We start from the raw sequence: 24,158 nt of genomic DNA, 5'->3' as shown, positions 1-24,158 counted from the left end.
CAACATGATTGGGAGGATTTAGCTGAATTTGTGGCTAAAATGAAGCGTATCATTCAACAGGCTTTTGTTTAGCAAGTTTATATTGGCTCGGATAAGCAGTGGTTGAATGATCACGGATTTGCCTCCGGATAGACCGGGTGTAAAGAGGCAGATGACGCGATGGTGAATGACGAGAGCCGGGCGAAAGCTGGTTATTGGCTGGATGGGGCCGACGGCATTGATACTGCGGGAAGCGAAGCGTGTGGAAAGAAGATGAGAGATCGCGTGTAGGGGTTTGGAGAACAGCCGGTTTGTTTCGGGATATGAGAGGGATGGTATAAGTTGGCATCCCTCTGCTTCCTGCCGAGCAGGATGTGTTGTGAGAACAGCAGTTTTTCTGGCAGAAGTACTGCTGACCTCGTGGATGAAAGCCTCGCCTCCTTGGTTGCCCTCCTGCCCTGTGTCACTGAGGTGAGCACAATGGCTCAAATCCATCTCAGTGGTCTCCTGAACTAACAACAGCACCACGGGATACTGCTGGATCTGCCAGGGAGTGTCAGCAGAGATTGATTGTATCCAGCGATCCTGCCAATTTTGCGGGCGTTGCATAATGTAGCGGATTGCAAGGCTCTGGATTCAAGCGCACAGACGGGACCTCGTTCTTCTGGATCGGAGTTGTGGTAGCGCTAAGGGGACAGGAAACCAGTGGTATTTCGTAGAAGCAGAGGAAGTATGGTATTGTTTTCCACCTTTGCCACTGCTCGGTTTCCCTCAAACATTGATGGTGTGATTATATTTCCTCCTGGACTGGCTAGAGAAGATCAAGCTGGCGTGCTCGTTCACAGGCCTCGAAGCGGCTCTTGACGTGCATTTTCTGATAGATGTTCTTGATGTGCGTTTTGACGGTATTAATTGTAATTACTAGCATTTTGGCTATCTCCTGCCTGGAGTATCCTTCAGATAGCAGACGAAGAACTTGAATTTCCTGTAGTGACAGTTGCTCGGTCAGTGGGGAACGATCAGGGGTGGTAGAGCGCAGCCGCCGGGCCTGGACGGCAAATAGCTTCAGCAGATGTTGAAGATAGCTCTGAAGATGCTTCCCGCGGATACGAGAGACAAGCGGTCGCAACAAGGTGAGTAGCGTTTCGCCCTCGTCGAGAAAGAGCCGTATATATCCCTCTGGAGCTGCCAGGGTGATAACATGACGCAAGAGCGATCTTGTGCTTGCCCCCTGTTTGAGTTGGTGATATGCCAGGCTTCTCAGCAATTGTATCTCCAGCCAGTGCCGGCGCTGTCCGGAGTCCCTGGTTTCTTTTTCCCAGGGATCGAGTAGCGTCAGGGCCTCCATAGCGTTTCCCTGTGCGAGCAGCCAGCGGGCCTTCAGTAATATCTCCTGGAGAGGATACTGCCGGGGGATCTCCTCTTCCTGTTCCGTGTGTGGAGGAATCCAGTGCAAAGGTTCGGCAAGGGGAGTGAGAGCCTGGTACAGACGTGCCTGCGCAAGCTGAATCATTCGAGAAAGATGTGGAGGGCGCTCTGAGTACATGCGGGCAAGTAGCGACGTCAGCAAATCCTGCGCCTGGTGGAGCTTGCCACGAGCGTGGAAGATCCGCGCCAGGAGAAGCGTCGGTCGTACCTGAAGCGGCTCATCTGCCAGTTGTATCCCCAGATCAAGTGCTTTTCGCGCCTCCTGCTCAGCGCGTTCCAGATCATTCCACTCATATGAGAGTTCTGCCAGACCTGCGAGTGCTTTGCTCAGATCTGAGATGTCCTCGTCTGCTTGCTCTATTACCTGCCTGAAAAACATGGCGGCTTGCCGTAATTCGCCTGCCTCGTTGCACACTTCGCCCAGGGAGAGGAGCGCAACCCGTTGCCCGGGCCGGTTATTCATCGCCTCGCAAAGGGTGAGGGTCTCCTGGTAGCATGCTCGTGCAGTGGCAAGCTGTCCTGCCTGCTGTGCCGTCCCTCCTATTACACCCAGGCAGATAGCTCGCCATACAGACTGTTCGTCGGAAAGCCCGGCCAACGCCTGCCTGGCGAGATTCGCAGCTTCAGTGAAGCAGTACAGTCGTGCAGCGAGGAGCGCACGAAACGCGATAACTTCACTTAGCTTGGGGGTCAGCTCGGCCTGCCTCCATCCCCGTTCTGCTCCATCTAAAAAGGTTTGGATGCGAACCCGGGTTGTTGGCGTGAGGTAGTCAGAGGCAGAGAGGAAGGTGAGGGCTTGTGCGTTGATGAAGCTCAAGGCCGGGTGGGCCAACACCAGCGTTTCAGGAAGTTGCTGCAACCAGCTCTGCATTGCGTATATGTTATGACGCTCGGTATCGTGCTGCTCTTGCCCCATGTAGCGTTCAAGAAGCGCGACTGCCTGTGGATAGGCATGAGCCTGCAAAGAGACTTCGATTGCTTCCGACAAGAGGCCATGTTGCTCATACCAGGCCGCTGCACGCATCAAGCACCTGGTATAGGTATCGTGCGTGAGACGTTTCCTGGCCTCAGCTTGCATTGCTTCAGCGAAAAGCGCGTGATAGCGGTACCACTGCCCGTCACCTCCAATTGGCTGGAGGAAAAGGTCTGCATGCTCGATTGCTTCCAGGATGGCCTGGCTGTCGTTTCGTTCTGTGACAGCATCGCAGAGAGAAGCGGTCAGGCGTTTGAGAAAACTCGTTTGCAAAAGAAATGTTTGGAGTGTTTTCGGCTGGGCATCGAGCACCTGACTGACAAAGTAATCGAGCACATAGGTATGGCTACCTCTGAAGGTGGCTGGGAGATCGAGGGGCTCCTGCGAGGAGTGCTCTTTCTGCATAATCAGCGCCAGCAGACGCAGCCCGGTAATCCATCCTTCCAGATACGTGTTGAGATGCGTGATCGTCGAACTCTCTAATGGAACAGGTAGTACCTGTTGCAGAAAGAACTGAGTCTCCTGAGAGGTAAAGCGGAGATCACTGGCATGAAGCTCCACAAGCTCGTCTCGTGCACGCAAGACCGTGAGCGGGAACGGCGGCTCGACCCGGGATACTATGATGATATGAAGGGTGAAGGGCAGGTGCGTGAGCAAGAACATCATCATCTCATGAATGGTCTGAACTGTAATAACCTGGTAATCCTCCAGAATCAGGATGCCAGGCTTTCGCTTCTGAGTGAGGTCGTTCAGAAAGAGGATCAAGGCCCTCTTCAACAATGGGGACGAGAAGGGGAGCGTTTCTTCTCGCTCCAGAAGGGAGAGTGCGGCGCGCCCAATATCGGCATGGAATGCCTGACAGGCTGTCAAGAGATAGCGCCAGAAGCGGATGGGATTGTTGTCACCCTCGTCCAGGGAAAGCCAGGCAACGGGGGGAAAGTCGTTGCGTGAACGCCGCTCACTCACCCAGTGACTCATCAGCGTTGTTTTCCCGGAACCTGCCGGGGCGGTGATTAGCACCAACTTATGCTTCAGGCTCGCGTCGAGTTGATTGAGCAGACGCTCACGTGCAACGAGCGAGGAGGGTAAACGCGGCGGACATAATTTCGGTACCAACAGCAGGTCTTTTTCGCCCCGTCCCTCCTCTACAGGGACACGGCGGTCTCGCTCGGGGATCAGTTCCGCTTTCTCTGTCATCTTGCTTGCTTGCCCGCGTTCTTGTGGGAGATCAGCAGTTGCAAGCTGTGTTGTGTTGCCTCTGCGGGTATCGTTTCCCAGGGTACAAGCGGCGGCCTCCAGGCGAGTCATGGAAAGTGCGCTGCTTTTGCCAAGATATGTTTTCACCATCTGCCTGCCCTGACGACGATAGCCATACCAATAGGTATTCTGACTATGGCTGCGTCGCTCTTTTTGAAGAAAGAAAGAACCGCTTCTGCCCCGGAAGGAGAGCGCATGGTGTGTAGCCAGCCAGGCAAACCAGGCGTCGGTGTCGCCTTGCAGCAGTGGATGCTCCTGATCGTCCCGGGTATAGAGTTCATAGTGATCGTTTTCTGGGGACCAGAGCAGTATATAGGTGCTCGTCTTTGGCATACACAATCTTCTCCATTTGCTGTTTTGATGATACCCAACATTTCCCTTTTAGGTGATTGTAGCTGCTCGTCGGGGAATATGCAAGTGATACCCAGGGCCTGATCAGGCTCAAATTGTGCAAGATAATCCATGAAAGTGGGGCGAAAATCACCCCTGTGGGTGAGCAAGCCTACACCTTTTCTCCTGTATATTCTCAGGTGTCAGTTATGTCTTTTCCTCACTGGAAGCCTTTTACCTGCAATGGAAGGACAGATGACCAGAAAAACTGTCGTGATTACTTCTAACAAAGAGACATGGAAGGTGTCAACATGAATACAGGAATACCGCATGCAACCTTTGATGAAACCACACCAGTGCTTATTGTGGGAGGTAGCCTGGTTGGCCTCTCTACTGCGCTGTTTCTCCGATGGCGTGGCATTCCATCCCTGGTGGTCGAGCGTCATCCAGCGCCTGCCCGTCTTCCACGGGCACGAGCCATCAATCCACGCACTATGGAATTGTTCCGAGCTCTTGACCTCGAATCAACCATCCGTGCAGCTAGCTCACCTATCAGCGGCAATAACGAGATCTTGCGCGTTGAATCGCTGGCAGGCCGCGAGATTGAGCGGCTTGTTGAAGGGGGAGCAGACGATCTGAAGGCCGCTTCACCTACATCCTGGGGTAGTATAGATCAGGACCAACTGGAAGTCATCTTGCTGACTCGGCTACAGAGCATGGGTGCTGATATTCGCTTCAACACCGAACTCCTCTCGCTTGAGCAGGATGAGCAGGGTGTCTCTGCGCTTATTCGCGAGCGAGCAAGTGGCAACACACGGCAGGTACGGGCAAACTACCTGGTGGGTGCAGATGGCAACCATAGCACAGTACGTGATGCACTCGGTTTCTCAAGGCTGGGGCCCGGTACGATTTCCCATGCAACGAATATCATCTTTGAGGCTGATCTGGGTGAGGTTCTCCGGGGGCGACAGATCATGCTCTGCTACATCAGCAACCCACTCTTGCCCGATGGGCAGGGCTTTCTGATGCCCATCGACAATAAGCGGCGCTGGATGTTTAGCTCATCACTGCATCCCGAGCGCGGTGAACGGCGTGAGGATCTGACCGATGAATGCTGCATTGAGCAGATTCGTATCGCCGTTGGAGTACCTGATCTTGAGATCAAGATTTTGCCCGCTTACCCATGGGATACTGTCAAGGTGGGGATGTGGGAGCTGACCGCTCTTTATGCCGAGCAGTATCAGCGGGGCCGTGTCTTCCTGGCAGGCGATGCGGCTCATGCGATCCTGCCTACTGGCGCGCTGGGGGCTAGCACTGGTATCCAGGATGCTTTCAATCTTGCCTGGAAGATGGCTCTGATCCTCAAGGGTCAGGCGGCTCCTTCTCTGCTTGCTTCCTACGAAGAGGAGCGATTCCCGGTTGGTAAGTTGATGGTGGAACAGACGATGCAGCGTTTCTTCTATCGTACCGGCAGCGGTTCCAGTTCCCTGATAGATGATGCCTCGCTGATTTTCGGCTACCGCTACCAGCGGGGGGCAATTGTGGCCGAATTAGACTCGGCTGAAGCTCCCCTGGCACAGCATCCGAGCACGTTGAGCGGTGAGCCAGGAACGCGTGCTCCCCATATTGTGCTTCAGCGTGCTAGAGAGCGTCTCTCGACGATAGATCTGTTCGGACGTAACTTTGTGTTATTGGCCGGTGAGGAAGGAACTCCCTGGATGACTGCGGCACGCACGGTAGCCGATCGTCTGGGTATTGCGCTGGATGTATGGCAGATAGGCCCTGAGGGGTTATGCGATGTTGAAGGACGCTGGTATACGACCTATGGTGTGAGCACAACCGGAACGATCCTGGTGCGCCCTGATGGTTTCGTCGCCTGGCGTTCCTCCGAGCTCAGGGAGCAACCAGAGCAGGTGCTGTTGGATGTCTTGACTCGCATACTTGGGAAATGAAGCGAGATCAAGGTGAGATAGGGGCTGGACTTCAGGGGAAATGTCCCTCTTCTCCCTATCTCACCCTGCCTCGCAAGGAAAAATCTGGGGTGTAATGCTTGCGATGGTCTGGCTCCTGGCTTCACTTTGTGCCACTGATACTACGATGTGAGTGCAGCAGAGAACACTTGTACGCACGCATCAGCCGTATAAGCATGGAACGTATCGATGTTGTGCCATCGCATCAAGCTTGTAGGAGAAGAGCATTGCTACCCCACCACTGCAGACATCTTTGTCGTGATCTGCTGAAAAAAAGCGTCATCTTTTTTCTTCGGTTGGCTGTCCTGGAGAACAGGACACCAAAGAAGTCAACGAGATTATGTTGTCGGAGTCTTTCAAAAGTTGCCTGCCAGGCCAGAGCATTCTGAGGATGAGCACAAAAATGATGACGTTGGTGAGCAACATTGATAAAGGACTGTGTTCTCTTCCTCATGGGAAAGAAGTCTATCAAGCACCTTCTGATGGGCTGCTCTTCAATCAAGCGCAGGCAGGGAAGACAGGAGTGCGTTGACGCAAAGGTCGTTGAACTCTCTGTTGCCAGCCAACATCGGTAGCAAGTATGAGTGCTCTTGCAAACAAAGAAAGGGAATTAGTTTAACCATGTGAGGTATCTGCCTGTTGGGGAACACTTGTTTTTTGATACGCATCGTTGTATACTCATTCACACTGAGTGTTGGGGGACAAAAGAGAGAAAGGAGTATCTGTCTCTGCCAAAGCGCGCACAATACCTGATACAACGGTCTGGGAAGCAGGAACATTCTCTGCTCATCACACAGGGAAATGCTACCTCCTGCCAGCTCTCGGAGGAAGGAGGAGCATGGCAGGCATGGCTTGAGGAACACCGCGCATTTGCTTTTCAAGGCCATGATGGGCGAATCAGTCTCCTCAAAGAAAAGCGTCGTCGTGGCAGCGAGGGCTATTGGTACGCCTATCAGCGCCACAAGGGGCGGGTGCTCAAGTGCTACGTCGGACGGAGTGCGCGATTGAGCCTGGAGCGGCTGGAGGAGATCGCGGCTAAACTCTCGTCTGAGGGTGCTGCCTTGCCTCCACAGTCGCAGCATTCCCAACAGCAGACACCACAAGCGGAACGTGCAATCTCGCCTTTTGCTTCGCCATCCCTTGAACCGTTGCTGCTTCCAAAGCTCCAGCTACCGCGCTACCAGCCCTCGTTACTTCAGCGTGATCATCTGCTCACGCTGCTGAATCAGGGGCTGGAATACAAAGTGACCCTCATCTCAGCGGCCGCTGGCTATGGCAAAACTACATTGGTCAGCCAATGGCTGACCACACGATCCCAACGCCCGGATTCTCCGCACGCGGCCTATATTACTTTCGATGAAGGTGATAACGATCCCGTTCGCTTCTGGCGCTATCTGATCGCCGCCTGCCAACAATTACAACCCGACCTCGGAAAGGGTGCGCTGGATCTGCTCCACGCACACCTGCTGCCATCATTCAAACCACTGGACGCGATGCTTATTGCGTTGCTCAACGATGTGAGTCATCTTAAGCATCCTGGCATGCTCATCCTGGACAATCTGCACGTCATCACCTCGCCCCAGATCGCCGCTACACTTAGTTTCTTCCTTGAGCACCTGCCTGCATCACTCCATCTGGTTCTGCTCGTACGCGGCGATCCTCCTTTCTCCCTGGCTCGCCTGCACGCGCGTAATGAGATGCTGGACATCTCTCCACTCTTGATGCGCTTTTCTTTAGAAGAAACTAGCGCCTTTCTCGCCCAGGAGCTTTCCTTTACGCTCTCACCCAGGACTGTTCACCAGATCCATGAGAGGCTGGAAGGGTGGCCTGTAGGCTTGCGCTTCCTGGTAGAAATGCTCCGCTGGGCCACACACGAGCAGGAGATTGAACCCATTCTTTCTGCCTTCTCTGGCGGTATGGAGCATTCCCTATCACGTCAGGCATTGAACATCCGTGACTACTTCCTCCATGAGATTTTTCATACCTTGCCAGAGGAGATGCAAACCTTTCTGCTGCATACCTGCATGCTTCCACGTCTCACAGCCTCCCTCTGTGACGCTCTCACTGAACGTGATGATAGTGCACGCCTGCTGACCATGCTACGGAAAGGTGACTGCTTTCTGATGCCGTTAAACTGGGAAGGAACATGGGCGCGTTATTATCCTCTCTTCGCCGAGGCTATGCAGCAGGAGGCGCGCAGAAGGCTGGGTGAGGAACGCATCCGTGCACTGGCACTCCGCGCGAGCGCCTGGTATGAGGCCCATGGACTGCTTCCAGAAGCTATCGAAACCTCTTTTACCGCCGCAGCCTACCATCGTGCCACTCGCTTGATTGCACTATCCCTTGAACAGTATCAGCAGATCAACGAACCTGGTACCACCGAATGGTATCGCCTGAAGCGCTGGCTAGAACGCTTACCGGAAGCAGACCTTGAACACCATCCTGATCTGTGTCTCTATGCTGCTCGCAACCTGCTCTTCCATTCACTGGGAGAGCCATCTTGCAAAGAGCGCATCCATCATCTACTCCAGGTGGCAGAGCAGCAGTGGCGAGAGACGAACACGACCACAAAGCTGGCCGAGGTCTTCGCCTTCCATGCTCTGCTAGCTCGTCAAGAGGGAAAGATCCTCCAGTCCGTCTCATGGGCTACTCAGGCGCTGGCCTGGCTTCCCCGGGAAGCCGTAACCTGGCGTATCCTGGCTCTGACCGCTGTAGGAATCGGCGAGCTTCACAACGGGACTGTAGCGACAGCACGCGAACACTTTCTTGCAGCCTTGCCCCTTAACGAGCAGCAAGGTAGTCCTACCGGCACACGTGCCACCAGGAGCAGGCTCTGCCGTGTGAGCTTTGAGATGGGCGAGCTACGCCAGGCAGCAGAGCAGTTGCGACAGCTTCAGGCCGAGGCCAGGAGTGTGTCGGATCATGACGATATCGCTCGGACCCAGGGAGAACTGGCGCAAATTTTCTATCAGTGGAACGATCTGCCCGCAGCGGAACAGGCCGCACAGGAGGCTCTTGCGCTTGGGGAGCAGATGAACATCGAAGAGGTGCAGGCCCGCGCTTCGGTGCTCCTGGCCCACATTGAATACAGACACGGCCAGGCAGCACAGGCACAGCAGCGCCTGACCGCCTGGTTAGCGTGCAGACAGACAACCGCCTCTCTCCATACCTCACGGGAAGTCCAGGCCCAGCTTGTGCGTATTCAACTTGCCGATGGCGATCTGGCATCAGTGAGACGTTGGATGGCATCTCATCAGAACAATGAGGAGAGAGTGCCTCGCTATCAGCGCCAATGCGAGCAATTACTGCGAGCACGCTTTTTGCTGGCGAAGGCAGAAACCATCGCGGCAATAGAACTGCTAGAGCAGCTCTGTACTGCCACGTTGCGAACTGGCCATCTGCACTTCAGACTAGAAGTTCAGGTGGTGCTGGCTCTGGCGTATGCAAGGCTTCAGGCGTATGAGAAGGCGCGAGAGCAACTCGTGGAGGTGCTCGAAACGGCACGCAGTGAAGGCTACCTGCGCCTCTTCCTCGATGAAGGGAAGGAACTGGCTCACCTGCTGCGCGCGTTGCTGCCCTCTCTGCATGAGAAAGCACTGCTTGTTTACATGCGGCAGATCCTGAGTGCTTTTGCTCAGGAAAGCGGTACATCTGATGGGCAGGCTGGTGGTGGCTCAACGTTCCTGCCAGAACCCCTGAGTCCACAGGAACAGAACGTCCTGCGCCTGCTGATCGCGGGCAATTCCAACGCTGAGATGGCAAGCGCCCTCGTGGTCTCAATCAATACGATACGTACCCATGTTCAGAGCATCTATCGCAAGCTGGGTGTCCATAACCGTCTCGCAGCGAGTGCTGTTGCAACTCAGCTGAAACTCGTCTAAAGCATTTTCTCCCGCCTCCACATGCCCGTATGAAACGACAGTATCGTACATCATCCGACGAATCATGCGCTCGGATGAGGCTGGCTCATCCTCCTGAGAAGTATCGTAGAGGCAACCTGAGAAGCGGTAGCAACCGGTGTTTCACCTGTGCTTAAAAAAGATGCGAACCGTCTTTCAGCGAATACTGAACGTTCTCAAAACGAGGAGATTGATTTATGAGCACATCAGGACCTCTTACCTCTCAGACAGGATCATCCGGCGACAAGATGTCCAGACCTTCCCGCAAGGCCATCTTCTTTCTCGCGGTGGTTGCATTTCTCAATTCTATGGGGATGACCATTATCAGCCCTGTGGTCCCCTTTATGACCCAACGTTATCTGAACAATTCAGGTAATCTTGCACTGGTCGTGGCCGTGCTTACCTCGATCTATGGCATTTGCCAACTTCTCGCTGCCCCCGGATTAGGTTTGCTGAGTGATCGCTTTGGACGACGCCCGATCTTGTTTGTATGCTTGCTTGGCTCAGCAATTGGCTACCTGTTTTTCGGCCTGGGTGGAGCGCTCTGGTTGCTCTTCCTGGGCCGCATCATCGATGGGTTGACCGGGGGCAACGTTGGCGTCCTCTTCGCCTATGTTGCCGACATTACCAGGCCAGAGGAGCGCGGAAAGTACTTCGGACTCGTGGGAAGCTTCTCCGGGGTCGGCTTTCTTGTTGGCCCTGGTGTCGGTGGCCTCTTAGCGACGTTCAACTTGAGTACTCCCTTTCTGGTCGCGGCAGCCGTCATTCTGCTTGCGCTCGTGTGGGGTTTCTTCTTTCTGCCAGAGAGCCTGCACAAAGAACACCGCATCAGCGCGATTAGCCTCCGCGCCCTCAATCCTTTCAAACAACTCGGCGGCCTGTTTTCCCATACGCATCAGCGCTGGCTCTTGCTCGCTGTTTTCCTCTATTACTTGCCGCTCCCGAGTATGGGAGCAAACCTGACCATTTTGTTAAAGGATAGTCTGGGATGGAATGCCGCTGCTGCGGGTATGGTCACGACGGTAGTTGGAGTGGTCGATATTGTGGTTCAGGGCGTACTGGTGGGCAAGCTGCTCTCAGCGGTGAGCGAGGTAACACTGAGCATCAGTTCGCTGATACTGATCGCGGTGAGCTATTTTCTGGTGGGATTGATTGCGCTGATCGCTTCGCCGTTTCTGCTGCTCGGGGGGGTATTGCTCGGTGCTGGTGCGAGTGGTCTGGTGGAGAACGCGTTACGCGGTCTGCTGTCACGTCTGGCCGGACCGCGCCAGCAAGGTCTGATTGGCAGTGCCAGTCAGTCGATGCAATCACTCGCCATGATCCTGGGTTCGTTGTTCAGTGGTTTGCTCTACGTTGAGTTCGGTCACGCCACACCGTATTGGTCTGGAGCACTGATCATCGCTCTGGCTATTGGCTCGATCTTGCTGGCTGTTCCTGCTCTGCACGCACACCAGACGGAGGCTGAGCACAAAGCAGAATGATGGTGACAGCCACCAGGACGGAGAAAGGAGGGAAGCATGACCGGTATCGTGATGGAACAGTCGTCGTCCACACCTCATCGGAGTCTGTTCCCTTCTTCAGGTATGTTTGCTAATGCGGTTTCGTCGGACCAAACGAACCTATTCGCTAATACTCTCCAATTAGAGATATTTTGTTGCTCGTTCATTTGGTACCTCCCTGAATCAAGAGAAAAACTTGTTCTAATACGTAGTATGTAACATATGTTAAAGGCCGAAAGCTAGTTTTAACAGTTCTAACTCTATATTAATATGTAAACACTACTCATAAAGCCTCTCTCTGACACGGCCTTATTGCCGCAGGGGCAGCACCTCCACATGGCCTGTTCCCTTGCTTACGACAAGTGCCCGTGATCCTACGCATTTTCTTTCAGCCCGTTTTAAAGCGAATTATCCTACCAAGCTGAAAAAAACGCGGAGGCTGGAATAATCCGGCGCCATCTTGTAGGATTCACCTTGATCGTCGTGAACCCTACAAGCTATCCTGCCTGCATGCCACTCAGACACACGCGATAATCCTGTGTCTCCTGCATAATGACCTGTCTCACCAGCTCTCGGTCATGCAAACGGGAGACAATCCGATGGTCTCTCCCTTCTAACGCCATCCGATTCGAGGTGATCACCGTCGGCAACATCGCGTTGTAGCGATGATGAAGCAACTGAAAGAGCTTCTCATTGGCCCAGGGCGTCCGCTGCTCCGCGCCCAGATCATCCAGCACCAGCAACTCCACCTCTCCGGACGCACGCAAACAGCTCATCATAGGTCGTCGGCGCATTGGGCACAAATGCCGAGCGCAAATGATCCGGCACCGTCGTAGATCTTTTGCTGTATCTTCATTTTTTCCCCTAAGAGATAGTCCAGTTTGTCCAGCCCTTTTCTTAGTATAATAGCAATTGTGTAAAAAAACAACAAGAAAAATAGCTTATGTATTAAAATTCTATAAAGATTTGAAAGTTTCCTTGCAGGGCGTGTACATTCTGTTTATAATAATTTTGCAGCTCAATTCATTTGAGTAATTGCTGCTGCTTCTACTGCAACGCCTCTCTATTCTGATTCTCTTGTGATTCTGGTCAATAGTATGGAGGTCGTATGAATAAAGAAGAAATTCGTGCTCTCAGACAGGAACGTGGTCAAACACAGGCAAAGTTTGCAGAGGAACTGGGGGTTTCTCCAAGAACCGTGATGCGGTGGGAGAACGGAGAGAGCCGCCCCCGTTCCTATGCATTACAAAAGCTGAGTCAGCTTCGTATGAGTGCTCTCGCAGAGAAGCAGGCTGATGGAGAGACACTGGTGCGGTTGCTTCGCCGGTTGTCCTGGGTGAGAGAAAGAGCATGGAGGAGATGACACGACGTGAATTTGACCTGGCAACAGCTTATCTGCAAGTAAGGTCAACAATATCTAAAGTGAGCCGGTGTGAGCCGCAAGCGGGGCCCTATGTGCTTCGGGTACGTACCACTTTCTTTGATCCGCTGACGGCTACATCAAGCGATGGGTTGGAACTCGCTGTATGGAAAGGGACACATCTCAGACTCAGCGTTGGGTTCCTTTCGATCCACCATCATGGGGCAATTGAACATTTTGGGAGATTTCTATGCACATGTCACACCAAACGATTCTGGGCCTCATTGCGGCCTGGATATTGGGATGAGCGGCATGAGCTCTTGCAAAAGGGGCTTACCTGGATAGCTGCATGTGGAGAAGCATGGCCAGATCCTCTGTTCCCAGGAAAGGGGCTTGTCTTAGCGAACGCGAAGCATGCTTGGGAGGAGTGTATCTGTTTTTGCAACACAGTGGGCCGTGCTCCCAGGGGCCAAAAACACACAAAGACCGGTGGAACTGTCTCATGACGGCTTACCGTATAAACTGATGCAACGGGAGCCGCTTCGGCAAAGCAGGCCGAAGCGGTCTCCGTTTAACGGAAGGGCTCAATTGGCTCTCGGGTGCAGAGCTGGTTTCCTCGGCGTTCGAGGATCGTGCCGAGGGGGACGCTCGCTGCGATGCGCAGCAGTTCGGCGCATCTCTCATCGAGAAATGCCTCGAACTCTGCTGTGGTGAGACCAATGAGATGCTGTGTCCAGTAGAAGCGAAGCAAGGAGCGCAAATGCTCTTCGCCTGCTGGGACCGCTGCAACATGCATGGTGGTGGTTCTCTGTCCGCTGATGAGGCCGACAAAGGTGAGTTCATCAGGGTCACAGTCGTTCAACGGGAGATCCACCGGTCCACCTGCCAGGGCGTCACAGCAGTCTGATGGCCGCATCCCCTGGCTCAGGCGAGTGGCGAGCAGGATTGGTGTTCGAGACATACGTTTTTCTCCTTTTGCAGGTAAAATGGTAAGACATGTGAAACGGGAACGATGGAGACACATAGGAGAAGCTAGAAGGAGGGATCAAGAGCTATCTGCTTGGACTCCGTCTGCGGAGAGCACGTTGGCGAGCAGTAGCCCTGGTTCCATCCACATCTACAACCTACTATTACTGTCCTGTTCGATCCACCATTCCACCTGGAGAAGCAAACGGTTTACGGGCAACCAGGTCTTCTTGAAAGAGCTTGCGGAGTGCTTCCACAGTGGGCTGATCGAGAGCGGCAAGAAAGCGGGACAGAGTCGAGCGATGGGGCAACTGGTTTCTCCCAAACAGGGCGTGAACGGCTCAGCAAATGGTAATAGTCGTTCATAAAAGGCCACAAGCGTGGATTCGCCAGAAACTACATAAACGATCAGAACGGCAACAAAATCGATCAGATCGTATTGGCCACAGCGCGCACAGGCGAAGCGCACTCGCTCCTGGACGGCATTGAGGATGTCCACACGGGTAAGGACCTGAGCGAAGGCAGCCACTTTTCCCATCCAGGAAGGCATGAGTTTCGATTCCGCTGTGATCTGGATCGTGACGGAAGCAGATATCATATAACGAATGCGCTCTTCTTAATTAGAAAAAAGGCTCATTGTTTGATGGCCTCATACACCTCAAAGGGATAGAAACCAGGCAGTGTTTTAGAATTGACGTTGTGTAAGGCTCCACGCGAGGAGGCAGACTAACCAAGTTGCGCAGCCAGCAATCAGGGCAGAAAGATGCAAACCTTGCACGAAATTGCTTTGTACCTGGATCAACGAGCCAAAGAGGGCAATGCCCAGCACACCCCCGACTTGCCGACAGGCGTTCAATACCCCCGACGCCACACCCGAGTGCTCTGTAGCCACGGCTCCCAGCAATATCATGGTGAGTGGCGGGATGGTCAAGCCAATGCCCATGCCAATAGCAAAGAGGCCAAAACAGGCAACCAGATAGGGACTAGCGGCATCGAGCAGGAGTAGAGAGAAAAAGCCCGAACCACCGAGAGCCAAACCAACACACATCAACATGCGTGGACCAATACGACTGGTTAAAAGACCTGTTAACGCATTGGCAACGATGACACTTCCAGTCATGGGAAGAAAGGCCAAGCCAGCTACGAGAGCACTGCTGTGCTGTACATCTTGAAAGAAGAGGCTCAACAGAAAGATAAAGCCATAGAAGCCGAAATTCTCCACTGCCCCAATAATCATCCCCACCGAAAAAGTAAGGATGGCAAACAAGTGGAGTGGCAGCATCGGACTACGTCCGCGTGCCTCGCAGATGAGAAAGATGATCCCCGTCACGATAAAAAGCGCGAGGCATGTGAGAATAGGCCACGAGAGCCAGCCTATGCGTCCACCCTCGATCAAGACCATGGTGAGCGATGCCAGTCCTACCACCGCCATCACCTGAGCAGTCAGATCCAGACCGCGCTCATCCAGGTGCCTGATAGTCTCAGGGATGCGATGTGGAGGAAGCGAGATCAACAGAGCCACAATGCCAATCGGGACATTGAGAAAAAAGATACTGCGCCAGTGAAGCAGGCTTACCAGAAGTCCGCCCACAACGGGTCCTACTGCTAAGGCCACTGCACCAATCACTGCCCAGAAGGCCACCGCTCTGGCCCGCTGCTCAGAACGAGGGAAGAGGGTATGAATCAAAGCCAGGATATTGGGAACCATGAGCGCTGCCCCCCCTCCCTGGAGGAGACGAGCTGACAGCAGCATCCAATACGTTGGAGCCAGACCACATAGCCCCGATGAAAGTGTGAAGGTCGCTAACCCAATCAGATACATGCGCTTTCGCCCCAGGCGGTCCCCCAGACCGCCTGCCGTCAAGAGGAGACTGGCAAAGATGAGGGCATAGCCATCCACTGCCCACTGCAAACCGGTAATATCAGTCTGCAAATCTTCACCGATATTCTTTAATGCAAGATTAACGACGGTGGTGTCAAGCGCAGACATAAACCACCCCAGGCAAATGACGACCAGCAAGAGCCACTGATTCCCTTGCGGGATCTCTTTCTCCAGGATTTCCTGCGGGGTCGTTGTTTCAAGACAAACCTCTACATGAGGAACAGGAGTTGATATATTTCTTTGTTTGGGCATAAAGTAATCATCCTTTGCTAGTTTGCTGGAGAGTATGAATCTGCCTCCTTCGCTTTGTACCTGGCTTCGTGATAATGGCATAATAGAGAGACCGCACAGGGTTTCTAGTAATACGTAGGAATGCCTCCCAGGAAGCCGGTGGAGGGAGCGCAGGGATTCCTCATGAGGATAGTATGCTATCGAAGCTGTTTCTGGAGCCAGATAACCGTTTTCCTATGAATGGTATTACCAGGATAGAGAAAGGAGAAAGATGTGACAGTAGGAACAGATGAAACACGGCGGATGTTACTGGCCGATTTTTTACGAAGCAGGCGTGCTCGCCTTGCTCCATCGGATATTGGTTTGCCTCCGGGAGGACGCCGCCGCACACCTGGCTTGCGCCGTGAAGAGGTTGCAGCAGCCGCTCATATCAGCGTAGCGTACTACACCTGGCTGGAGCAAGGTCGTGATTTGCATGTATCACGCCAGGTTTTAGAAAGTATTGCTGACGCGTTGTTGCTTTCAGTTGATGAACGGCTGCACCTCTTTCAACTGGCAAATCAGGCCTATGTGCCTGATGACTTCAAGCATAAAGACCAGCTTGACCCCTTGCTTCAATGTATGCTCGACAATCAGGGGGTAAGTCCTGCCTTCATCTGTGGACCCTATTGTGAGGTTCTGGCCTGGAATCAGGCGGCCTGCGCTGTTTTCGGGGACTTCGGCAAGCTACCAGAGAGCGAGCGCAACATTATCTGGCTGTGTTTTACTGAAAGCACGTTTCGACAGCGTCTGGTGAATTGGGAGCAGTATGCTCAAGAGGCCCTGGCCATTTTTCGCTCGAAATCGGGACGCCTTGCAGATGACACACGCTTTCTCCAACTCATAGACACGCTCACACGCGTCAGTCGAGAATTTCGTCAGTGGTGGCCTCAGCATGAGGTACGCCAGACGGCCTCTTCTAATCAGGAGGTTGAACATCCCCTGATTGGGCATCTCGTGTTCGGCTATGTGACGTTTCAGATCAATTCCTCGCCAGATCTGAAACTGTGTGTCTTTTTACCTGATCCGGCATCAAAGACGGCACAGAGGCTTGAGGCTCTGCTTGTCAAGAAAGCGGGATGGATAAACCCATGAGAGATTGATAATGGATCGATAGGAAACCGAAAGTAGTTTGGTTTGTAACATCACTCGTCTCTCTCCTTTGCCCAGATCTTATTCGTCGTTTTGTTCTCTCTTTATCTCGTTGCACAACCCGTGGGGTGAGGCCTTCCAAGATAACCTTGCTCCTTCTGGGTCTCTCTGTGGCTCTTCCTGGTGCTTGGGAGTCCCTAAAAGAGGCGACGCGTGTTGCAGGTGTGTCCCTTGCTCTGGAGGAAGGTTGGGGTGCGTTTGTACAAAACGATGAGCGGTTGCTGCGAGTTGGTGCTGCTGTCGGTAATGTGCCACAACCTGCGCTGCTCGGAGTTGAGAAAAGAGAGCATCAAAAGGGCGCACCCGGTTGTCTGTCCCAGGATGCAGTACGCAACCACATGCGAGAAAGAGGGGTCTAGCCGGCTCCTTCCGCTGTGCTGCTTGTGTCGGTCTCTTGATCCTCGAATAACCAGATAAAAGTAATCCTGGGCGACAAGTCGAGCGAAGAGGTTTTGAAGCTCTCCTCCTGTGATCTCCTGGTCCCGTGGGTGCTGTAGAGCAGCGAGAAGGAAGGCGACAAACTTCCATGCCTCTCTTTCGATGCGTTCTTTTGTGCCCTTGATCTCGGGATGTGCTTCGCTGGCTTGGAGGCGGAGCGTTGATTCTGTGATTTCACTGACCAGGGGCATCCATTGCAGGGGAAATGGTTCCTGAGGATGCAGGAGGATGGCGACAAGGGCGAGGAACTCTTCTTGCAGGGTTGCTGAACCCTGGGAGAGCCAGAAGCTGGTTCAGATGATATGGCGTAGCTCTTTTTGTGTCAGCATCGTCTGTTTGCTCCTTTTTGGCATGCGCTGCTGTTTTGCCCGTTTTGAGGGGGCGTGACGTGCTGGTTCCTCCTGCGCGTTGGGGGAAGCGGCAGGGGCCTTCTCTGGAGACGGAGCCACTGGGTGCGCCTCTTGCTGTGAGGCGTTCTGCTCTCTGGGTGGAGGCGACGCGCTGGGTTGCGTTGCCTCTTCTTCCACTGTGAGGGCTTTCAGGTTTCCAGACCGGAGCGCGGGGGCTGCTATTGCAGGCCTGGGTGTTGGGGGCTGTCGCCTCGTCGGGCACGATAATCGACCGAGGCTGTGGGCACTGTTGCCAGACGGGCGGCCTTTCCTGGCTGGCAAACAGGAGCAGGCGCTTGGGGAGATGCTCCTGCGCCCGAGCCAGGAACGGCCCCGCTGCAAGGCCTCGTGTTCTCCTTCTGCGACGTTCGAGCACAGCGGGCTGCCATTCTCGGCCAAATGTGCGGGACTGCGAATGCGAGACGATGGCAATCACCGCAGGGGCATCGCTTGTGGCACAGCGTTCGAGCCAGCGGAGGATATCGCGCCAGCGCTCGATGAGGACCGTTTCTGCTTGTGGCCAGGCTGCCTTGATCTCTTTCTCAAACTCTTTCGTGACCTTCTTCGGTGTGCTGATCAGGGCAGGGAAGGCCCTGGGGCCAGCCTCTTCTGGGAGCAGAAGGCGCCCGGTGGAACGATGCCGATAGGCCACGATGTGCCGGGAGGTGGTGTCCTCACGGATGACGGCCTGTCCCTGCTGCTGCTGCAAGCGCTGCCCAAAGACAGGCTCCAGGTCGAGCATGGCGAGCGTACGAGGGTTTTTGAGCCAGCGGCGACGGAGCTGCCGGATCCAGTCGGGTTGTTGTTGGGGCGCACGCATCGTGTTTCGATACCGCCAGAGGTAGGCTTGCCGGGCGACAACGGCGGTTGTGATGCGGGTTTTGCCAGTTCCCGGTTCTCCCTGGATGGCTCCCCGGCGCCGGATATCAAGCAGTCTCGCGTGGGCGATGACACGGTGTATCTGGGCTGGTGCGAGGCCTGGGAGGGAAGCGTTGGGGAGTTGCCTGTCCCGGCCGAACTGTGAGATGACCGCGAGTTCCCAGTCCTCTGGTTGCAGTTGATACAGGGGCTGCCGTTGGGAGAGCATGCGCTCAGCGAGGCGAGGAATCCAGGGTTGGAGAAAGTCGAAGACCTGATGATCCGTATAGTAGGTCACCTGGCCAGTCGTCAGGTCGAGGACGCCCAGGACCGGATAGTCCTGGCTCTGGCTTGCTTGCGCTCGTGTCACCCCTTGCTGGGTGAGGGCCTCTTCTGTCTCTTTGTCCAGCGGCAGATCCACCCAGGTGGTGCTGACAAAGGCGGTGAAGAGGTATGGTCTTGCTTCTGGGCCCTCCTGCGGGCCGCAGAGCACCTGCCCGCCGAGGATATCTGTCAGAAGTTCGGCGGCGACATGGGCTGGACCGGTATAGGGCATGGCGGGAGGCTGACGCTGCTCCTCTTCAGCGATCCAGCAGGTGGCAGCCTTCCATTCCTGGGTGCGGTGAGCGCCATGCTGCGCCAGCTCTTCCCACATCAGCTGCTCAGAGGCGTGCCGAACCTCCAGGTGGGGGAGGGAGGAGATGGGGGGGAGCTCATAGAGCGGCTCCGGAGCTTCTGGCAGGGCCGGCGGTGGCGTGTGCCCGGCCCATCCCTCCTGACCATGAGCATCTTTGCGCCAGCGATAACCGAGCAGACGCTCTTTCTCGCGCTCGTTTGCTTCCAGCGGCTGTGCTCGCTTGCGCCCGATCACGACGATCTGGGTATACGCCTCGAAGGGGCTTTCTGTTTCCCCTTCGCGGCGGGTAGGGAAACGCCACACCCGGATGTCCTCATACCACTGGCTCCAAAGGGAGGCCATATGGTGGTTCCAGGCGGAGCGGGCCGGAACGATTGCGACGAGAATGCCACCAGGAACCAGGGCCTCTGTGCATGCAACGGCAAAGCGATACTCCGCCCTTTTGCCGTTGACGAGCAGATACGGCGGATTCATGAGGATGCCGCTGAAGCTCTCCTTGGGCAGACGGACGCCCTCGAAGGCAACAGGAAGGATGCTGGTACGAACAGGGAGCCGTTCACGGGCGTGTTGTGCCCGTTGGGCACTAATCTCAATTCCATACAGGTGAAGCTGGGCGAGGTCTCGTTGGTGCAACGGGAGGAGGAGATCACCTTCCCCGCATGCGGGATCAAGGAGCGTCACGTGCCCCTGCTGTGGAGCTGGGAAGGAGAGCAGGTGGCTGATGCGTTCTGCCACCGCAGGCGGCGTCCGCACAAAAGAAGAGTGGGCAAGGTTCGGTAAGGTTCCGTTTGCCATAGAGAAACATCCTTTCCAAAAAAATGGCCCCACTCTGCAGGCACAGAGCAGGGCATGAGCATGAAAAAGAGGTGACCGAAGGATGGATTTAGCGCCAGGGAAGCCAGCCGTCACGAACGCCCTGGCCAATGAGGGCGTTCCAGGCCAGGACGTCTGGCTCAATGCGCCAGGCCCGGATGCCCAGGCTCGGACAGGGGAGAATGAGGCTGCGCCAGAGTCCGCGCTGCCAGAGCTCAGCAGCCCAGTGCTCTTGGAGCTCCGCCTCGCCCCGGTAGAGCACGACGATGCGCATGGCATGCAGATGGCCGAAAAAACTGCTGCTGTGCGGTTCCTCCTCGTCCCAGTTGGCGAAGAGAAACCGCTCTTTGCTGACTGGGACGAGGTGCTCAGCATGGTGGGGGTGTGGGTTCACCGTGGTGGGGGGGTGAAGAAGCCCTTCTTGGATATGCCCGGTGTGGGGCATGGTGATGGTGTGCACCATCTTGCTGGTGGGCAGTGTCGATGTGATGGATGTGTAGGTAAGTTCTTTGCTGCGCTGAACGTGGGGGGATGGGGGCCAGAGGTGTGGCTTGCGGACGGAAAGGGGCAGCTGCTTCCCTTGCCAGAGTTGTGCGAGGACGGCACTGGAGCTCGTGTCTCGCCCGACGAGGCTGAGGAAGATGACCTCATTTGCCTGATTGATTGCGAGGGCGGTGACGAGGACGCATTGTCCATCGGCCTCGATTTCCCCGATGGGTCCGTCAGGCAGAAAAGGGGTAATCTGTTGCTTGCCCGAGAGCGGCGCAGAGAGAACGGTCGGCACCGCATGGGGTGGCGTTGCGACACAACGATGAGCGGGTGTGGTCATGAAAACACCTCCTTCACAATGGTGGGTAGGAAGCAAGAAGCCCGCTCGCGCGAGCGGCAAGCGGGCTCAGAAACAGCAGTGGAACGGACTCAGGCAGATGGAAGCGTGCGGGGCTCCCGCTTGAGAAGCCGGGTGAGATGCTCTCGTTGCGCTTGCGAGAGGTCTTCCAGGCGTGATACCTGATAGGTCTGGCAGATGCGGGCAATGCGATTGGGATCGCGCTCGACAGAGCGAGCGACCCAATCGAGAAATTGGTTGTCCGGGTAGGAGACACTGTGAGGCATCTGCGCTTCTGGCTGCTCCGCATCCGTCGGTGGCGTGGTGACGGGAGACTGCTTTGCGCGAGTCGTGTGTGGCGGGCGGGCAATCTCCTCGACGCTCGCAATGCTCTCAAGCAGGCCAAAGCCGGCGAACGCCAGGGCGCGTCCGAGGGCACTGGTCTCAGCACACTCAAAGGGATGTGTCCCATCGGGCGTGTGCTTGGGCGCCTGCAAGTTGACTTCTGCATTGCCAATATACTGCTGTGTCTCGATGGAGATGACGACCCGCCAGAGAAGGCGGTCGCCAATCGGCACAGGACCACTTTCCAGGATCTGGAAAGGGACCTGATGCTCGTGGAGCAGACGTAAGCGCTCGGCAACGGGGACAGAGGGTTTCCCGTGGAGCAGGATGGTTTGAACGGGATGTTGCTGGTGCGGTGTCATAGAACCTCCTGAAGGTGTGATGCAGAACATGATCGAGCGGGGCGACACCACTGGGGGGACAGCCCCGCAAGCAAGCAAGCAAGCAGATGCACCCGGGAAGGGCGCTAGGGGAGAGCGGCAAGCCTCCAGTGTCCCTCTCGGTACACCAGCGAGGCGGCAGTGCTCTGGACGGACCAGACCCACTCGTCGGGGAGACGATACCGGGCAGGGCAGATGACCTTCCCGGCAAGGGGGGCGCGTTCAAGGACCTGGCGCAGGCACGTTTGCAGCTCTTCCTGCAACTGATGAGCCAGCTCCAGCGCCTCTGTCCCCTTCAAGCGGTCGGGAAAGACGAGGCTCCAGGATCGCTCTCCCCCGAGCCCTCCGAACGCCTGGGCGGCCAAAAAGGTCGCGTAGTAGACGGGCCCGTTGGGATATGGGCGAGTCGTCACATGAACGGCCCATTCGCGCTGGTATTGGTTTCCCAGGGGACGGGCTCGTTCGAGAGGCATGAGGAAAACAGGCGTCAATCTGAGGAACTGGGTGAAGATTTCCAGGGTGCCACACTCAATGGCCTGTGCGGCCAGTTCATGCTTGATTTCCAGGGTCGTTTTTGGTATATTTCCCATAGAAGGATTTTCTCCTTTCTCCACAGGCTCCGTTCCCACGCGTAAAGAAGAGATGAGGGAACGGGGCCTGCGCTTTTGTGATGTGGATACACGGGTCAGGGAGGCAAGCACGCCGGTTTAGCGCGTGCTTGAGAACTCATGAGCAAGCAGCGCATGATACGCGTAGAGCGCGTCGAGGCCATCACGGCCGGCCCGACTCCAGAGCGCACTCCAGTCCTGGCCTTCCGTGTGTGGGAGCGCCAGGACGGCATCATAGCCTGCCTGGCGGAGTTGCTGTTGGAGGCGTTTGGCCGCTGTTTTCCCGCCTGGATCGGAATCGAAGGCCAGCAGAATGGAACTGCCCGCTCGCAGCGGAAGGCGGCCCGGCTCGATTCCTGGCGCGATGCCCACCAGGGAGATCACCTCTTCGGGAGCGAACCCTGCGGAGAGCAGTGCCAGCCGGTCGAAGGGCCCCTCTACCAGGATGAGTGGTATGGGGTGCTGTGCCGGGGTGAACGGCTGCCAGAACCAGCCCGCCGGATTGGTCTTGATCCAGCGCGGTTTCTGTTCGTGGGCCAGCACTTCTTTGTGCTTGCCTTCATGGGGGACGCTCTGCCACCCTGTGAGGAGCCGTCCCGCATAGCCGCGCTGCTCAGGCTGGGTGGGCAGCGCCAGCGGGAAGAGCAGGCGATCCTCCCAGCGTGCAAGGAGCGGCTCCCCATACCGTTTGGCGGCTCCCGGGGCAAGATAGCTCACTCCAGCCCGCTGAGCCACCGCAAGGGGGATATGACGGGCTTCCAGATAGGCCTGGGCATTCCAGGCCTCTTCGCGATCCAGGCGAAGGACGCCGTGGGCTGCGAGTTGCTTGAGCAGGGCTGTTTCCCGGTGCTGCCAGGAGGGGGGCGACGCGGAACGGTGAAGGGCGCTGCGGCCAGCAGAGGCGGCAAGTTCAGGGACGATGACCCGTTCCTGACAGCAGAAGCACCGTCCGCGGCCGCTCGCTTTATGGATCGAAAGGGAGCGTTGATGATCGCTCCCATGAATGGGGCAAAAGGCCCGCAGGTAGGTGCCGGTGTCTCGAATGTCGCGAAGATCGAGCTGTGCGAGTGGAAGAGAAACAACCATCGGATCTCCTTTCTTGTCTAGCGACTTTGTTTCTGGATGAACATTGGGAGGAAGGCGGCCAGGTTCCGTTTGCGCGCGGCCGCTGCTTTGCACGAACGCCAGAGGTCAAGCAGCGCTCCTGCCTGGAGGTCAGGTGTGGCGAGCAGCGCTCCTGCCTGGACATTCCATGCTTGCAAAGGATGTGGTAGCCGAGGGAGAAAGCATTGGAGGATGGTGAAGAGCTGGTAACAGTCATACCAGAACGGTGAGTGGCCAAAGGCATGGCTGGTGGTTGTCACCCTGCGTGCTTGCTCGAAGTCGATGAGCCAGATCTTGCTTCGGTGAAGCAGGATGTTCCTGGAGTGGATATCACCATGCACGAACTGGTGCTGGTGGAGGCTGGCAATGCCCTGCAAAAGCTGTTCTGCCAGGGAGATGGCAAGCGACGAGGACAGCGGGGCCTTGAGCGCCTTCTCCAGCGATGTGCCTGCAATATATTCCATCACCAGGGCAGACTGGTTTTCTTCCAGCTCCAGCGTGTCAAGGACGGCGGGGACGGGGAGGGACGCTTCGTGCAGAAGCTGAAGCACAGACGCTTCGTGGTGTATTTTCTCTGGCGTTGCAACCTTGATGGCAACGCGGGCACGGCGCTGGAGATCACGCGCAAGGAAGACGGTTCCCCCGCATCCTTCTCCGAGAAGCCGAAGCGTGCGATAGCGTGTTGTGGTTTCAAAACAAGACAGAGACAGAGAAGAGACTCCTTTCGCTAGAGAACAGATGGAGCAACGGAAACCAGGACGTGGGTGAGCAAGGTGGAAAAAAAGAACCTGATCG

General features: G+C 55.7%; 19 protein-coding genes. 6 read left to right on the top strand and 13 right to left on the bottom strand.

Going from position 1 to position 24,158, the window contains the following annotated elements; all coding sequences use genetic code 11:
• Positions 1-18: 18 nt before the first annotated feature.
• Both KTH_RS00205 and KTH_RS00200 read right to left on the bottom strand, forming a co-directional pair.
• Positions 19-588 (bottom strand): hypothetical protein, encoded by a 570-nt coding sequence (locus tag KTH_RS00205; protein ID WP_497615713.1) that lies wholly within the window; start codon positions 586-588, stop codon positions 19-21.
• A 202-nt stretch (positions 589-790) separates the two neighbouring features.
• Positions 791-3,970 (bottom strand): winged helix-turn-helix domain-containing protein, encoded by a 3,180-nt coding sequence (locus tag KTH_RS00200; RefSeq protein WP_497615711.1) that lies wholly within the window; start codon positions 3,968-3,970, stop codon positions 791-793.
• 308 nt (positions 3,971-4,278) lie between these two features.
• On the opposite strand from KTH_RS00200, the gene KTH_RS00195 reads away from it, so the two are divergent.
• The 4 genes from KTH_RS00195 to KTH_RS00180 all read left to right on the top strand — a co-directional run bounded on the left by KTH_RS00195 (position 4,279) and on the right by KTH_RS00180 (position 11,317).
• The gene (locus KTH_RS00195) at positions 4,279-5,919 is read left to right on the top strand and encodes an FAD-dependent monooxygenase (RefSeq protein ID WP_497615709.1); all 1,641 of its coding nucleotides are present in this window, start codon (positions 4,279-4,281) and stop codon (positions 5,917-5,919) included.
• 421 nt (positions 5,920-6,340) lie between these two features.
• Positions 6,341-6,469, top strand: coding sequence for a hypothetical protein (locus KTH_RS00190; RefSeq protein WP_497615707.1), 129 nt, complete (start codon positions 6,341-6,343; stop codon positions 6,467-6,469).
• Positions 6,470-6,587: 118 nt separating this feature from the next.
• Complete coding sequence (locus tag KTH_RS00185; protein WP_497615706.1) at positions 6,588-9,818, top strand: winged helix-turn-helix domain-containing protein; 3,231 nt, start codon at positions 6,588-6,590, stop codon at positions 9,816-9,818.
• A gap of 215 nt (positions 9,819-10,033) precedes the next feature.
• Positions 10,034-11,317: an MFS transporter gene (locus tag KTH_RS00180; protein WP_497615704.1), complete on the top strand. Its 1,284-nt coding sequence runs from the start codon at positions 10,034-10,036 to the stop codon at positions 11,315-11,317.
• Positions 11,318-11,832: 515 nt separating this feature from the next.
• Here KTH_RS00180 and KTH_RS00175 read toward each other — a convergent pair.
• A complete protein-coding gene (locus KTH_RS00175; protein WP_497615702.1) occupies positions 11,833-12,129 on the bottom strand; it encodes a hypothetical protein in 297 nt (98 codons plus the stop codon).
• Positions 12,130-12,443: 314 nt separating this feature from the next.
• Between KTH_RS00175 and KTH_RS00170 the strand changes: the two genes are divergently transcribed.
• Complete coding sequence (locus KTH_RS00170) at positions 12,444-12,698, top strand: helix-turn-helix domain-containing protein (RefSeq protein WP_497615701.1); 255 nt, start codon at positions 12,444-12,446, stop codon at positions 12,696-12,698.
• A 568-nt stretch (positions 12,699-13,266) separates the two neighbouring features.
• Here the strand turns inward: KTH_RS00170 and KTH_RS00165 are convergent.
• The 3 genes from KTH_RS00165 to KTH_RS00155 form a co-directional block, all read right to left on the bottom strand.
• A complete protein-coding gene (locus KTH_RS00165; protein ID WP_497615699.1) occupies positions 13,267-13,656 on the bottom strand; it encodes a DUF7715 family protein in 390 nt (129 codons plus the stop codon).
• 156 nt (positions 13,657-13,812) lie between these two features.
• The gene (locus KTH_RS00160) at positions 13,813-14,259 is read right to left on the bottom strand and encodes a hypothetical protein (protein ID WP_497615698.1); all 447 of its coding nucleotides are present in this window, start codon (positions 14,257-14,259) and stop codon (positions 13,813-13,815) included.
• 87 nt (positions 14,260-14,346) lie between these two features.
• Positions 14,347-15,795 (bottom strand): MFS transporter, encoded by a 1,449-nt coding sequence (locus tag KTH_RS00155; protein ID WP_497615696.1) that lies wholly within the window; start codon positions 15,793-15,795, stop codon positions 14,347-14,349.
• Between the two features lie 252 nt (positions 15,796-16,047).
• On the opposite strand from KTH_RS00155, the gene KTH_RS00150 reads away from it, so the two are divergent.
• A complete protein-coding gene (locus tag KTH_RS00150) occupies positions 16,048-16,908 on the top strand; it encodes a helix-turn-helix transcriptional regulator (RefSeq protein WP_497615694.1) in 861 nt (286 codons plus the stop codon).
• Positions 16,909-17,102: 194 nt separating this feature from the next.
• Here KTH_RS00150 and KTH_RS00145 read toward each other — a convergent pair whose 3' ends face one another.
• From KTH_RS00145 to KTH_RS00115, 7 genes are all read right to left on the bottom strand, one after another.
• Positions 17,103-17,594 (bottom strand): hypothetical protein, encoded by a 492-nt coding sequence (locus tag KTH_RS00145; protein ID WP_497615692.1) that lies wholly within the window; start codon positions 17,592-17,594, stop codon positions 17,103-17,105.
• On the bottom strand, positions 17,578-20,082 hold the full coding sequence (locus KTH_RS00140; protein ID WP_497615690.1) for a DUF6094 domain-containing protein: 2,505 nt from the start codon (positions 20,080-20,082) through the stop codon (positions 17,578-17,580). The genes KTH_RS00145 and KTH_RS00140 overlap by 17 nt, the downstream gene beginning before the upstream one ends.
• A gap of 88 nt (positions 20,083-20,170) precedes the next feature.
• A complete protein-coding gene (locus tag KTH_RS00135) occupies positions 20,171-20,929 on the bottom strand; it encodes a hypothetical protein (RefSeq protein WP_497615688.1) in 759 nt (252 codons plus the stop codon).
• A gap of 89 nt (positions 20,930-21,018) precedes the next feature.
• A complete protein-coding gene (locus tag KTH_RS00130) occupies positions 21,019-21,633 on the bottom strand; it encodes a hypothetical protein (RefSeq protein WP_497615686.1) in 615 nt (204 codons plus the stop codon).
• 104 nt (positions 21,634-21,737) lie between these two features.
• Positions 21,738-22,241 carry a hypothetical protein gene (locus KTH_RS00125; RefSeq protein ID WP_497615683.1) on the bottom strand — a complete coding sequence of 168 codons (504 nt, stop codon included), beginning with the start codon at positions 22,239-22,241 and terminating at the stop codon, positions 21,738-21,740.
• A 117-nt stretch (positions 22,242-22,358) separates the two neighbouring features.
• On the bottom strand, positions 22,359-23,345 hold the full coding sequence (locus tag KTH_RS00120; RefSeq protein WP_497615681.1) for a toprim domain-containing protein: 987 nt from the start codon (positions 23,343-23,345) through the stop codon (positions 22,359-22,361).
• Positions 23,346-23,362: 17 nt separating this feature from the next.
• Complete coding sequence (locus tag KTH_RS00115) at positions 23,363-24,067, bottom strand: serine/threonine protein kinase (protein WP_281278994.1); 705 nt, start codon at positions 24,065-24,067, stop codon at positions 23,363-23,365.
• Positions 24,068-24,158 lie beyond the last annotated feature (91 nt).

The organism is Thermosporothrix sp. COM3, assembly GCF_059696735.1.
The sequence above is the reverse complement of the archived record's forward strand: the minus strand, read 5'-3'. Positions and strand labels throughout refer to the sequence as shown.